This window comes from Streptomyces mesophilus (genome assembly GCF_040300965.1).
GTDB lineage: Bacteria > Actinomycetota > Actinomycetes > Streptomycetales > Streptomycetaceae > Streptomyces > Streptomyces mesophilus_A.
In genome coordinates, this window is the sequence record NZ_JBEPEW010000026.1 from 37,676 (window position 1) to 49,746 (window position 12,071).

Consider the following 12,071-nt stretch of genomic DNA (forward strand, 5'->3'; position numbering starts at 1 on the left):
AGCGGGCCCGTTCCGTGCATGCATGGAGGCATGACGTCCCCCAGTGAGACCCCGAGCCCCGGACTCGCCCCGTTCGTGAAGCAGCGCAACATCCTGCTCACCACGTACAAACGGGACGGCACGGCGGTGGGCACGCCCGTGAACATCGCCGTCGACGGCGACCACGCCTATATCCGCACGTACGACAAGGCCTGGAAGGCCAAGCGGATGCGCAACAACCCCGAGGTGGAGATCGCGGCCTCCACCGCGCGCGGGGTCCCCACCGGGCCGCCGCTCAAGGCGCAGGTGCGGCTGCTCGACGCGGACGGCGACGAGGCCCGGCGTGCGGCCTCGCTGCTCCAGCGCAAGCACCGTGTGCTGCAAGGGATGTTCGTGCCGTTCTTCCACCGCGTGAAGAAGTACCGGACGCTGCACTACGAGGTGCGGCTGCTCGGCGAGTGATCAACTCTTCTTGCGCAGCAGCCCTTTGAGGCCGAATACGGCGAGGACGACGACGGCCAGGGCAAGAGCACCGGTCTTGAAGCCGGAGTCCGACCCGTCGCCCGCACCGTCCTGGCCACCGCCCGATGCCTGGTCCGAGCCCGAACTTCCGCCGCCGTCGGGCGACTCGGGCGCATCCGGCGCCTCGACCGGCTCCACCTCACTGCCTGCGCCCTCGCTGCCGTACATGAGCGCCCGGCCGTCAGGCGAGTACGCCACCGACTCGCCCTGGCGCTGCATGGGCACGTCCACGCTCTCGCCGTCGCCCCGGAGCCGGCCGTCCTTCCAGTCGTACGCCTGCGCCCCGAAGTAGCTGCGGAGCACCAGCTTGTCGCCGTCGGGCGAGAACGCGCCGTCCGTGGTCCACAGGTCGATGTCGCCGATCCGGGTGAAGACGTTGTTGCGTCCGGGCCGCAGCTCGGCCGGGCCCTCGTACAGACCGCCGTTGCTGTCGCGCTTCTTGTCGGCGATGTACACGCGGCCCGTCTTCGGATGGACCATGAGCGCCTCGGCGTCGCGGGCTCCGCCGGCGTACGTCACGTCGTACTGCGTGGCCTTGATCGTCTGGTCGCCGAGCTTGTCCGGCTCGGGCAGACGGTAGATCCAGACGTGGTCCCAGGTGCCGCCGAGGTTGTCGCCGATGTCGCCCACGTAGAGGTCGCCGTCCGGGCCGATCGAGATGCCCTCGACGTCCCGCGCCTGGCCCACGCCCTGCATCGTGACGCGGGCGACCGTCCTGCCCGACTTGCTGTCCACGGCGTAGAGGTACGAGCCGTCGTCACTGTCGTTGTGCGTCCAGTAGACGCGCGGGTGCTTCTTGCTGGCGACCAGGCCGCTGGACTCGGTGATCCGGGGGTCGTCCAGGCTGAAGGCCTCGTTGTCCGCGAAGGCGGCGGGGGCCGGGCCCAGGACGAGAGCGGCCGTGACCGCCGCACCGAGAAGCAGACGCATGGGGCCACCGTACGTGGCCGCGGGGCGTACGGGAGTGGGCAGCTTCACAGCGCGGCGGTCCCCTTGATCCGCGATGATGACCGGATGCTCAGGCTCCTTTTCGTCGGCGACTCGATGACCATCGGCAGCGCCGGCGAGCACACCTGGCGCTACCGGATGTGGCAGCATCTGCGCTCCTCCTACGGCGCCCCGTTCAAGATCGTCGGCCCGCGGACCGCGCTGTACGACAAGGCCGCCGACGCCCCCGTCTCGTACGAGTACGCGGACCCGGACTTTCCGCAGGAGCACCTCGCGGGCTGGGGCGAGGGCTGGCAGCACATGGTCCCGCTGATCGGCGAGACGGTACGGGCCACGCGCGCCGATCTGCTCCTGATCTCGCTCGGCCTGATCGACCTGGGCTTCTACACCGACGCCGAGAAGACCGCGGCCAACGCCCGCGCCTTCATCGCCGAGGCCCGCGCCGCCAACCCGAACGTGGCCGCCGTCCTGCTGCCGGTCATCCCCAACACCCGCGCCCAGGACGACCCGGAGTTCGCGCTCGAAGTGGCCCGCTTCAACGAGCTGCTCGCCAAGGCCGTGGCCGATCTCGACACGGACCGCTCCCCGCTGCTGCTGGCCTCACCCCCGGCCGCGTACGAGATCCATCACGACACCTACGACGGCACCCACCCGAACGCGAGCGGCGAGCACAAGCTGGCGGCGGCCTTCGGGGACGCCATGTACCAGGCGTGGGATCTGGGGGCGCCGTACGAGCCCGTGAACTGAGCGGGCTCAGCGGCAGGCCGTGTCCTCGGGCGGGAGCGTGCCCTGCGTCAGATAGCGGTCCACATGCTCGTGGATACAGCTGCTGTCCGTGGTGTACGCGCCATGGCCTTCGCCCTCGTACGTGAGGATCCGGCTACCGTTGTCGAGCGCGTCGGCCATACGGGCGGTGTTCTCGTACGGGGTGGCCGGGTCGCCCTTGGTGCCGACGAGCAGGGACGCGGGCGCGTCCTCGGCCCCGACCTCGCGTGAGCTGTTGTCGCCGGATACGGGCCAGCCGGTGCACTCCAGCATCGCGGCGGCCGTGTTGCGGCCGAAGACCGGGGACAGCGCGGTGAACTCGTCGACCGCGGCCAAGTAGTCCTGGGCGGTGGGGCGTTCGCTCGCGTCCCGGCAGTCGATGGCGCGCAGCGCGAACTCCTGCTGCCGCGCCTCGTCATCGGAGGAGACCGCGGGGAACGGGCCCTGCGTCAGCTGCGCCCCCGGCAGCTTTCCTCCCACCTCCGCCAACGCCCGACCGTCGCCCTTCGTCGCCAGATCGGCGAGGGCGGACCGCAGTTCGGGCCAGTGCTTCGCCTTGCTGTAGAGCGAGCTCTGGACGGCCGTGGTGAACGTCGCCTGGTCGAGCGTGCCCGACGCCGTCTCGAGCGGTTTTCCGTCGAGGCCGGTGAACAGGGCGTTCACCTTCGACTTCGCGGCCTCGGGAGTGGAGCCGAGCGGGCACTGCTTCGCACCGTGGGCCACACAGTCGGCGAGGAAGTTGTCCAGGGCACGCTGGAACGCCTTGGTGCTGGACAGGGCGTACGCCCGGGTGTCAAGGGTCGGGTCCACGACCCCGTCGAGCACCAACCGGCCGGCCCTGTCGGGGAATTGGTGCAGGTAGTTGGCGCCGAGCTTGGTGCCGTACGAGAAGCCGAGGTAGTGCAGCTTGTCTTCGCCGAGCGCGGCGCGCAGGACGTCGAGGTCGCGCGAGGAGTTGGTGGTGCCCACCCAGGGCAGGACCCGTCGGGCCGCCGCCTGGTCGCACCGGGCGTTCTTGGCAGCCTGCGCCTCGACCACCCGGGCGACCTCGTCGGCGGTGTCGGGGGTCTGGTCGTGGCCCGGTTCCCGGGCGGAGTCGCTGTCCTGCGGCGCATCGCACAGCACCGGGTCGCTGGCCACGACACCGCGCGGGTCGTGCGCGACCAGGTCGAACCGTTCGTTGAGTCGGGTGAGTTGGGGGATGTGGGAGTTCAGGGCATAGCGCCCGGACAGTCCCGGTCCGCCGAAGTTGAGGACCAGGGAGCCGATACGGCGCTTCGGGTCCGTGGCCTTGAGCCGCAGGGCGGCGATCTGGGCCGTACCGGCCTTGCCATGCGGGTCGGCGTAGTCGCGCGGCACTTCGACGTCACCGCATTCGAAGCGGGACATGGCGGCCGGCAGCTTCTCGGCGTCCGAGGCCCAGGTGCGCCGCGCCTGGTACTCCATCTCCTCGCCGCAGCCGGTCCACGCGATCCGCTGACCGTAGAACCGGGTCAGATCGGGTGCGGTGGCGGCGGGTGCGGCGGCAGCGGCGGGCACGGGCCCCGGAAGGACGAGCGCGGCGACCGCGGCGACCGCGAGGGCCGCGATGCCTCGTATGTCACCTTTCGTGGTCACCTTCTCACCGTAGGCGCAGGGCTCCGGGTCGGCACGTTCCCGCCAGCCCGGAGCCCCGAAGCCCGAGGTCAGAGACCCGAAGTCCGAGGGCGGAGCCCTACGCGCTAGGTCAGAGACCCGAAGTCCGAGGGCGGAGCCCTACGCGCTAGGTCAGGCGGCCGCGCTTGAGCTGGAGTACCTCATCGCTGGCCTGAGCGACCTCCCGTGAGTGGGTCACGACGATCACGCACTTGCCGTCGTCGTGGGCGAGCTTCCGGAAGACCTCGATGATCCCGGCGGCCGTCTCCTGGTCGAGCGCGCCCGTCGGCTCGTCGGCGAACAGGACATCGACCTCGCAGGCCAGCGCGCGGGCGATGGCCACGCGCTGCTGCTGGCCGCCGGAGAGCTGCAGGGTGCGGCGGTTCTGGTCCTGCCTCTCCACACCCAGGAGGTCCAGGAGCTCGACGGCGCGCTTCCTGCGCGGGCCTTCGACGCCGGTGATCTCCATGGCGGAGGTGATGTTCTGGACGGCCGTCATATACGTGAGCAGGTTCAGCGACTGGAAGACGGTCGCCGCATGCCGGTTGCGGTAGCGGCCCAGGCCCAGCTCCGCGATGTCCTCGCCGCGGAAGCGGACCGTGCCCGCCGTCGGGGAGTCGAGACCGCTCGCGAGCGAGAGCAGCGTGGACTTGCCGCTGCCGGAGGGGCCGACGATCGCGTACATACGGCCCGCCTCGAAGGCGTGGTCGACGCCCTTGAGCACCGTGCGGCGACGGTTGCCGCTCTCGTACGAGCGGGTCAGGCCCTTCAGTTCGAGGACCGGGGAGCCGGCGGACGCCGGTGCGCCCGGGGCCGTGAGGGAGGTGGCCACGTCAGTCGCCCTTCGTGAGGATGTCGCGCGGGTTGAGCCGCAGTACGCGTGCGCCGGGGACGAGGGTGGCGAGGGCCGCGATGCCGAGGCCGGTGGCGCCGACCTTGGCGATGTCCGCGGGGCCGGTCCGGATGTCCATGGAGTCGATCGGCTCGACCTCCGGCTCGTCGCTCCTGTTCGCGCCGCCCGTCGGGTCGGAGGGATCGGGCTTGGCGGCCTCGTTCGCGGCCTGTTCGTTCGCGGAGGACACCTCGCCCGAAAGCAGCCGGTCACCGATCGCCTGGGACAGGAACTGGCTCGCCCCCGCGGCGAACCCGATCGCGAGCACCGCGCAGGCCATCACCTCGACCAGGTGCTGTCCGAGCAGCCTGGGCTTCTTCTCGCCGAGCGAGAGCAGCACACCCATCTCCTTGCGGCGTTCGCGCAGGTTGGACGCGATGATCAGGGCGAGGATGACGGTGCCCGCGATCGCGACCAGCCAGACCGTGACGGAGGCGAAGTCGGCCGTCTTGTTGATCGGGCCGACCAGGGTCTTGTACTGCTTGTCGTTGACGGTCAGCGGAAAGATCTCGAGGTCGGCGCCGGCGGCCTCGGCGTCCTGCTTCAGCCTGCCCAGGTCGCCCGGGTCGCGCAGCGTGAAGGTGGCCTCCTTGATCACGCCTCCGTCGGCGCCGACCTTCTTGCCGTCGAGGCGCGTCGCGCCGTCCGGGGTGACGTAGATCTGGTTCGAGGGCGCCATCATGGGCGGGACGTACGTGCCGGTGTCGGCCGTGTTGTTCCGGTAGATGCCGCCGATGACGAAGTCCGTCTCCTTGGTGCTCAGCCTGCCGTCGGGATTCTGGATATTGGCATTGAGCTCGACCTTGTCGCCGACTTCGAGATGGTTGTCCTTCGCCACCCGTTCCTCGATGACGACCATGTCGCTCTTGCTGTCGGGCTTGATCCCGGAGCCGGCGACGATTTTCGAGTCGCCGTTGCGGAAGTCCTTGACCGCGTCCAGATCACGGATTCCGTCCGCCTTGAAGAAATCCACTCCGCCGCTGTCCTGACCGGCCGGCGCCGGGACCGGCTGATGGAGTTTCACCTGATCCGTCGGGGCCGCGACGCCGTCCTTCATGTAGTTGCAGGACGCGACGACCGACGACTTGCAGATCTTGTCCACGAGGCTGCGGCGCAGGTCGCCCTCGGTGCCGATCATGCCGGGCGTACCGCCGCCGCCCTGCTGCATCCTGCCCGAGTCGATCAGGGCGTTCAGATCCAGCTGCATGGTGGCCACGGCGCCCACGCTGTTCTTCGCGGAATCCGCGGCACGTGCGGCGGCCGACTGGATCAGGAATCCGGACAGCACCAGGGTGCATATGACGAAGAAGAGCCCGACCAGCATCACCGTCTTGCCCAGATGGGCAGTCAGCCGCCACCAGGCCCGTTTGAACAAATTCATGGCCTTCACGCTAAGGAGCGGCCCTTTTGAACGGTGTTTGTGCGGCCGGGCTTGCTCATACACCGGTCAAATACCGGGTCTGATAGGACGTATCGGAGCCAATGGGAAGCCGAAAGGAAGAGTCGAGCGATGCGGGTGCTGGTGGTGGAGGACGAGCCGTATATGGCGCGCGTCCTGGAGCTGGGCCTGCGGCGCGAGGCCATCGCCGTCGATGTGGTGCACGACGGCGACAGCGCGCTGGAGAGCGTCACGGTCCACGATTACGACGCGGTGGTCCTGGACCGCGATCTGCCGGGCGTGCACGGCGACGAGGTCTGCCGCCGGATCGTGGCGATGGACCTGGGCTGCCGCATCCTGATGCTCACGGCCGCGGGCCGGCTCGACGACAAGGTGGCGGGTCTCGGCCTGGGCGCCGACGACTACCTCGCCAAGCCCTTCGACTTCCCCGAACTCGTCGCACGGCTGCGGGCGTTGTACCGGCGCAGCCCCATGACCCACTCCCCCGTCCTCTCCTTCGCGGACGTCGTCTTCGACACCCACCGGCGCCGCGTGACGCGGGCGGGCGCGGAGGTGAGGCTGACGCCGAAGGAACTCGCCGTACTGGAGCTCCTGATGCGCGCGGACGGCGGCGTCCTGAGCGCGGAGTACCTCCTCGACAAGGCCTGGGACGCGCACACCGACCCCTTCACCAACGCGGTACGCCTCGTCGTCCACACCCTGAGGAAGAAGCTGGGCGAACCGCAGCTCGTCCACACGGCGATCAGCGCGGGCTACTACCTGGGGACGAAATGACCGGGCGCAGGCGGACGTTGAGCATCCACGCCCGCCTCTTCCTCGGCTTCGCCTGCGCCCTCGCCGCCTGCGCCGCGCTGATGGTCGCGATCATCTACGTCGGCATGCGCTTCCTTCCGACATACGGGTTCATGGACACCGTGGTCGTCGACCCCTCGCAGGTCACCGACGTGGCCCCGGGCCGGCGCCTCCCGGCGAGCGGAGAGCACCCCGACATCACCACCAAGGAGGACGTCTGGAACACCGTCCTCGCCGTATCGGCCGGCGGTGTCCTGGTCGTCGGGGCGCTCGGGCTCGGCGTCGGCTGGTTCGTCTCCAAGCGGCTGCTCGCCCCACTGGGCACCATCAACGAAGCGGCGCGCAAAGCCGCGGAGGGCAACCTCGGCGAGCGCATCGCCGCGACGGGACCGCCCGATGAGCTGCATCAACTCGCCGACACCTTCGACGAGATGCTCGACCGCCTCGAGGAGTCCTTCGCCGCCCACCGGCGCTTCGCCGCCAACGCCTCCCACGAGCTCCTCACCCCGCTGGCCACCACCCGCGCGGCCCTCCAGGTCGCCGGCGACGCACCCTCCCGCGAGGAGCTGGCCGAACTCCTTCCGATGCTCCGCGAGACCAACGAGCGCGGTATCCGCATCGTGCACGCCCTGCTCGACCTGGCGAGCGCCCAGAACGCGGCCTTCGAACCGGCGCCGGTCGACCTCTCGGCCCTGCTCGGGGCGGCGGTCGCGGAACGGTCCGCTCAGGCGTCCTCGTACGGAATCGAGCTCTCCACCGAGATCGAGCCGGGACGCACGGTCTCCGGAAATGCCGTCCTGCTGCGGCAGTTGACCCTGAACCTGCTCGACAACGCACTGACCCACAACGCACCGGGCGGCTCGGCGCACATCCGCCTGTCGCAGACGGACCGTACGGTCCTCGAGGTCTCGAACACCGGCCCCCATGTCACCAAGACCCAACTCGCCCGGCTCTTCGAGCCGTTCTACCGGGCCGAGGAGCGCGTGGCGAGCGCGCGCAAGGGCCACGGCCTGGGCCTCGCCATCGTCCGCTCGGTCACGGCGGCCCACCACGGAACGCTGCACGCCACGGCGAACCCGGCGGGCGGTCTGACGATCCGGGTCGAACTGCCGCGCTGACCGGTCCCGTTCGGCCGGGCACGGGGGTGGCTCCTCAGCCGGCGAACAGGACCTCCACCCCCAGCCCGACGAGCTCTTCGGCCACCGCGTCCCCGCGCCCCGCATCGGTGATCAGACCGCTGACCTCCCCCCAAGGCAGCACACGGAACTGCGAGGCGGTGCCCAGCTTCTCGGATGAGGCGAGGACGTACGTGTCCGCGGCCCGCGCCGACAGGGCGCGCTTCATCGCCGCCTCCTCCGCGTCCCCCGTGGTCAGACCCGCCTCGGGGTGGACACCGGTGACACCGAGCAGACACAGATCGGCGGACACGTTCTGCGCCGCCTCCACCGCGGCCGCCCCGCAGGCCACCGCCGAGTGCTTGAAGATCCGGCCGCCGAGCAGGAACAGCTCCGCCCGCGGATGGTCGAGCAGGGCCGCGACGATGGTCGGGCTGTGGGTGATCACCGTGCAGCCGAGATCCTTCGGCAGGGCGCGGGCGACCGCGAGCGCGGTCGTGCCGCCGTCGAGGATCACGGAGCCGCCCGGCGGTACGAGTCCGACGGCCGCCGAGGCGACCTTCCGCTTGCCGTCCGGGGCCACGGCCTGGCGTGCGCCGTAGTCGACGACGGCCGGCGACACCGGCAGCGCGCCCCCGTAGACCCGCTGGCACAGCCCTTCGGCGGCGAGATCGCGCAGGTCGCGCCGGACGCTGTCCTCGGAGAGGCCCAGATCGGCGGCGACCTCCTTGGCGACGATCTTTCCCTCACGGGCGAGCAGCCCGATCAGATGGTCGCGCCGTTCGGCAGCCAGCATGCGCACTCTCTCCTGTTCTTGCACGGTTCTGCATGTACCTTAGCGCCCATGAACTCCACGCACGCCGCCACACCCCCACCCGCCTCCGGCACCCCGGGCCTCGACACCCCCGACCACCGCGGCCGCACCGGTCTCGACCGGGTGGGGCGCGATCTGGACCGTAACCCCGATGTCGTGGTCCGCGAGGTCGAGCTCACCTCCCGGGGCTGGCACGTCCTGCGCCGTACGACCTTCGACTACCGCCGCCGCGACGGGCGTTGGGAGACCCAGGCGCGCGAGACCTACGACCGGGGCAACGGCGCCGTCGTGCTGCCGTATGACACCGCACGCGGCTGTGTGCTCCTGACCCGCCAGTTCCGCTACCCGGCCTACGTCAACGACCACCCCGACGGCATGCTCGTCGAGGCGGCCGCAGGACTGCTCGACGCGGACGATCCGCTGACCGCGGTCCGCCGCGAGAGCGCCGAGGAACTGGGCGTCGAGCTCGGTCCGCTCACACCCGTCTTCGAGGCGTACATGAGCCCGGGCTCCGTCACCGAGCGCCTGCACTTCTTCGCCGCGCCCTACACCCCGGCCGACCGCACCGGCGAAGGCGGCGGCCTGGAGGAGGACGGCGAGGACATCGAAGTCCTCGAACTCCCCTTCACCACCGCCCTCGCCATGATCCGCGACGGCCGGATCGCGGACGGCAAGACGATCATGCTCCTCCAATGGGCGGCCCTGGAGGGCCCGTTCGCACCGCGGCCGAAGGCCCTCTTGCCTTGAGCGGACTCGAAGGCGTTGGGTGAATTCCCATGAAGTACACGCAGCTCGGACGCACAGGACTTGAAGTCAGCCGCCTCGTCCTCGGCACGATGAACTTCGGTCCGCAGACGGACGAATCCGACAGCCACGCGATCATGGACGCCGCGCTCGCCGCGGGCATCAACTATTTCGACACCGCCAACGTCTACGGCTGGGGCGAGAACAAGGGCCGTACGGAGCAGATCATCGGCACCTGGTTCGCCCAGGGCGGCGGCCGGCGCGACAAGACCGTCCTGGCCACGAAGGTGTACGGCAACATGGCCGGCGACGGCGACACCTGGCCCAACCACCACAAGCTCTCCGCGCTCAACATCCGCCGTGCGGTGGACGCGTCCCTGAAGCGGCTGCAGACGGACTACATCGACATCTACCAGTTCCACCACGTCGACCGGTCCACTCCGGTCGACGAGATCTGGCAGGCCATCGAGGTCCTGATCCAGCAGGGCAAGATCCTCTACGCCGGGTCGTCCAACTTCCCCGGCTGGAAGATCGCCCAGGCCAACGAGGCCGCCGCCCGGCGCGGTCAGGTCGGCCTGGTCAGCGAGCAGTGCCTGTACAACCTCGCCGAGCGCCGCGCCGAGATGGAGGTCATCCCGGCCGCGCAGGAGTACGGCCTCGGGGTCATCCCCTGGTCGCCGCTGCACGGCGGACTGCTCGGCGGCGTCCTGAAGAAGGAGGCCACATCCGGCCGCCGCGCTTCGGGCCGCTCGGCCGAGGCGCTCGCCGACTCCACGATCCGCGGCCAGATCCAGTCGTACGAGGACCTCCTGGACAAGCACGGCCTGGCCCCCGGCGAAGTGGCCCTCGCCTGGCTCCTCACCCGCCCCGGCGTGACCGGCCCGATCGTGGGCCCGCGCACGGCGGAGCAGCTCGAATCGGCGCTGCGCGCCCTGGAGTTGGAGCTCTCCGACGAGGTCCTGTCCTCCCTGGACGAGATCTTCCCGGGCCCGGGCCCGTCCCCGGAGGCGTTCGCCTGGTAACCGTGCGTTCGCGTACCTGGTGGGGCCCAGCCCCCGCACTGCCGCCTGCGGCTCGTGTGGGGGTCGGTGCCGGTCCGGGGTACCTGTCATACGGGCAATGGCACCGTTCCCGCGAAGGGCTGCCGTGGCCGACGGGGGCGCCCGTATGACAGGCACCCCTCCCTGTCCCCTTCCGCCGTCGAGCGGCTACCGGCCGGTGGGGGTACGCGGCCGCGTGGGGTACGCGGCAGCGTATCGGCATGAGGGGAGCGGGGAACGGGAGCGGCCGGCGCCGGGTGTGACGCTTGCCCCCACCGGCCCGCAGCCGCGTACCGGCGGAAGGGGACGGGGTGGGGTGCATTGTCATTCGGGCACTCCCGACGTAGGCGGTGACCCTTCGCGGGAACGGTGCCATTGCCCGAATGAGCAAGCACCCCACCCCGGCCCCGACCCACGACGAAACCGCACGCGAAAACGAACCGGCAGAAAGCCGCACACGAAACCGCACCCACGACGACACCGCACGCGCAGAACGCACCGGCAGACAGCCGCACACGAAACCGCACCCACGACGAAACCGCACGCGCAGAGCGCACCGGCAGACAGCCGCACACGAAACCGCAGGCGCAGAACGCACCGACGGAAAGCCGCACACGAAGCAGCCCCCAAGCCAGGGGGCCTGGGGGCGCAAGCCACCAGCGGGGGTCCGGGGGCAGAGCCCCCGTGACAGCGCCGCAGAACAGCAGGCGTCAGCCCACCGCCGCCGCCACCGCGATCACAGCGAACATCAGCACGAGCACACCGGCCATGATCCGGTTCCTGGTCTTGGGGTCCACGCGTCGAGGTTAACCCTCCGCGACCGCCCGCACGTCGCCAGCCCCCAAGGACCAGCGGCCCACGGTCTCGTACCGGGGCTGCTCACCGGGCACTCCGCTGCGCGGCAGAACGCTCCTGACGAGACACAGCTCACGCACGGTCCACGGCGTCCCGGAGAACCCGTCGAGCTCAGCCGCGTACGGCAGCAGATCCACCTCGGGCGGATGCGTCTGCCGACGCCCGCCCCCGCTGCGGGCGAGGGTGAGATGGGGCACGAACCGATGGGTCTCCTCCATCGCGACCCCCGCCTTGCCCCCGGCGGCATACGCCCGCTCTGCCAGCCGTCGCAGCGTCCCGACATCCCCGCGCGCGCCCGCCCACAGCGCACGCTGCCCGAACCGCCCGCTGCGGTACAGCTGGAGCTCGAAGGCCGGCGTGCGATGCGCGGCCCGCCGCAGCCGCTCCTCCAGGTCCGGACGCACCGCATCCGGTACCTCCCCGAGGAACGCCAGCGTGAAATGCCACCCGGCCGAATCGGTCCACCGCAGCTTGTCGGCCCCGGGAAGGGCCTTCAAGGTACGGGTCGTGTCGGCGAGTTCGGCGACGGCGGAGCTGGGCGGCAGCACCGCCACGAACAGTCTGGCCATTC

At 70.4% G+C, this 12,071-nt stretch carries 12 protein-coding genes; 6 read left to right on the forward strand and 6 right to left on the reverse strand.

The annotated features are described in order from the left end of the window. Positions 1–30 precede the first annotated feature (30 nt). On the forward strand, positions 31–441 hold the full coding sequence (locus ABT367_RS12680; RefSeq protein WP_352252439.1) for a PPOX class F420-dependent oxidoreductase: 411 nt from the start codon (positions 31–33) through the stop codon (positions 439–441). Here ABT367_RS12680 and ABT367_RS12685 read toward each other — a convergent pair whose 3' ends face one another. After that, positions 442–1,431 (reverse strand): WD40 repeat domain-containing protein, encoded by a 990-nt coding sequence (locus ABT367_RS12685; RefSeq protein ID WP_352252441.1) that lies wholly within the window; start codon positions 1,429–1,431, stop codon positions 442–444. It abuts the gene before it with no gap. Positions 1,432–1,515: 84 nt separating this feature from the next. On the opposite strand from ABT367_RS12685, the gene ABT367_RS12690 reads away from it, so the two are divergent. Continuing rightward, entirely contained in the window at positions 1,516–2,196 is a 681-nt protein-coding gene (locus ABT367_RS12690; protein WP_352252443.1) for a GDSL-type esterase/lipase family protein, read from the forward strand. A gap of 6 nt (positions 2,197–2,202) precedes the next feature. On the opposite strand, the gene ABT367_RS12695 is transcribed toward ABT367_RS12690, so the two are convergent. The 3 genes from ABT367_RS12695 to ABT367_RS12705 form a co-directional block, all read right to left on the reverse strand. After that, entirely contained in the window at positions 2,203–3,831 is a 1,629-nt protein-coding gene (locus ABT367_RS12695; RefSeq protein WP_352252445.1) for an alpha/beta hydrolase, read from the reverse strand. Between the two features lie 145 nt (positions 3,832–3,976). Then, on the reverse strand, positions 3,977–4,681 hold the full coding sequence (locus ABT367_RS12700) for an ABC transporter ATP-binding protein (protein WP_352252447.1): 705 nt from the start codon (positions 4,679–4,681) through the stop codon (positions 3,977–3,979). 1 nt (position 4,682) lies between these two features. Beyond that, positions 4,683–6,122: an ABC transporter permease gene (locus tag ABT367_RS12705; RefSeq protein WP_352252449.1), complete on the reverse strand. Its 1,440-nt coding sequence runs from the start codon at positions 6,120–6,122 to the stop codon at positions 4,683–4,685. Positions 6,123–6,251: 129 nt separating this feature from the next. Between ABT367_RS12705 and ABT367_RS12710 the strand changes: the two genes are divergently transcribed. Continuing rightward, positions 6,252–6,914 (forward strand): response regulator transcription factor, encoded by a 663-nt coding sequence (locus ABT367_RS12710; RefSeq protein WP_352252451.1) that lies wholly within the window; start codon positions 6,252–6,254, stop codon positions 6,912–6,914. Further along, a complete protein-coding gene (locus ABT367_RS12715; RefSeq protein WP_352252453.1) occupies positions 6,911–8,050 on the forward strand; it encodes a sensor histidine kinase in 1,140 nt (379 codons plus the stop codon). The genes ABT367_RS12710 and ABT367_RS12715 overlap by 4 nt, the downstream gene beginning before the upstream one ends. A gap of 34 nt (positions 8,051–8,084) precedes the next feature. Here ABT367_RS12715 and ABT367_RS12720 read toward each other — a convergent pair whose 3' ends face one another. Continuing rightward, a complete protein-coding gene (locus ABT367_RS12720; RefSeq protein ID WP_352252455.1) occupies positions 8,085–8,843 on the reverse strand; it encodes a DeoR/GlpR family DNA-binding transcription regulator in 759 nt (252 codons plus the stop codon). Positions 8,844–8,891: 48 nt separating this feature from the next. On the opposite strand from ABT367_RS12720, the gene ABT367_RS12725 reads away from it, so the two are divergent. Both ABT367_RS12725 and ABT367_RS12730 read left to right on the forward strand, forming a co-directional pair. After that, positions 8,892–9,608 carry an NUDIX domain-containing protein gene (locus tag ABT367_RS12725; protein WP_352252457.1) on the forward strand — a complete coding sequence of 239 codons (717 nt, stop codon included), beginning with the start codon at positions 8,892–8,894 and terminating at the stop codon, positions 9,606–9,608. Positions 9,609–9,637: 29 nt separating this feature from the next. Then, on the forward strand, positions 9,638–10,627 hold the full coding sequence (locus ABT367_RS12730; RefSeq protein WP_352252459.1) for an aldo/keto reductase: 990 nt from the start codon (positions 9,638–9,640) through the stop codon (positions 10,625–10,627). A gap of 824 nt (positions 10,628–11,451) precedes the next feature. Here ABT367_RS12730 and thpR read toward each other — a convergent pair. Then, positions 11,452–12,069 carry an RNA 2',3'-cyclic phosphodiesterase gene (gene thpR / locus ABT367_RS12735; RefSeq protein ID WP_352252461.1) on the reverse strand — a complete coding sequence of 206 codons (618 nt, stop codon included), beginning with the start codon at positions 12,067–12,069 and terminating at the stop codon, positions 11,452–11,454. Positions 12,070–12,071: the final 2 nt, after the last annotated feature.

Bases quoted from the DNA above. Each gene is read 5' to 3' on its own strand.
- ABT367_RS12690 (WP_352252443.1), top strand. From the start codon at position 1,516: ATGCTCAGGCTCCTTTTCGTCGGCGACTCGATGACCATCGGCAGCGCC.
- ABT367_RS12680 (WP_352252439.1), top strand. From the start codon at position 31: ATGACGTCCCCCAGTGAGACCCCGAGCCCCGGACTCGCCCCGTTCGTG.
- ABT367_RS12720 (WP_352252455.1), bottom strand. From the start codon at position 8,843: ATGCTGGCTGCCGAACGGCGCGACCATCTGATCGGGCTGCTCGCCCGT.
- ABT367_RS12730 (WP_352252459.1), top strand. From the start codon at position 9,638: ATGAAGTACACGCAGCTCGGACGCACAGGACTTGAAGTCAGCCGCCTC.
- thpR (WP_352252461.1), bottom strand. From the start codon at position 12,069: ATGGCCAGACTGTTCGTGGCGGTGCTGCCGCCCAGCTCCGCCGTCGCC.
- ABT367_RS12685 (WP_352252441.1), bottom strand. From the start codon at position 1,431: ATGCGTCTGCTTCTCGGTGCGGCGGTCACGGCCGCTCTCGTCCTGGGC.
- ABT367_RS12725 (WP_352252457.1), top strand. From the start codon at position 8,892: ATGAACTCCACGCACGCCGCCACACCCCCACCCGCCTCCGGCACCCCG.
- ABT367_RS12715 (WP_352252453.1), top strand. From the start codon at position 6,911: ATGACCGGGCGCAGGCGGACGTTGAGCATCCACGCCCGCCTCTTCCTC.
- ABT367_RS12710 (WP_352252451.1), top strand. From the start codon at position 6,252: ATGCGGGTGCTGGTGGTGGAGGACGAGCCGTATATGGCGCGCGTCCTG.
- ABT367_RS12705 (WP_352252449.1), bottom strand. From the start codon at position 6,122: ATGAATTTGTTCAAACGGGCCTGGTGGCGGCTGACTGCCCATCTGGGC.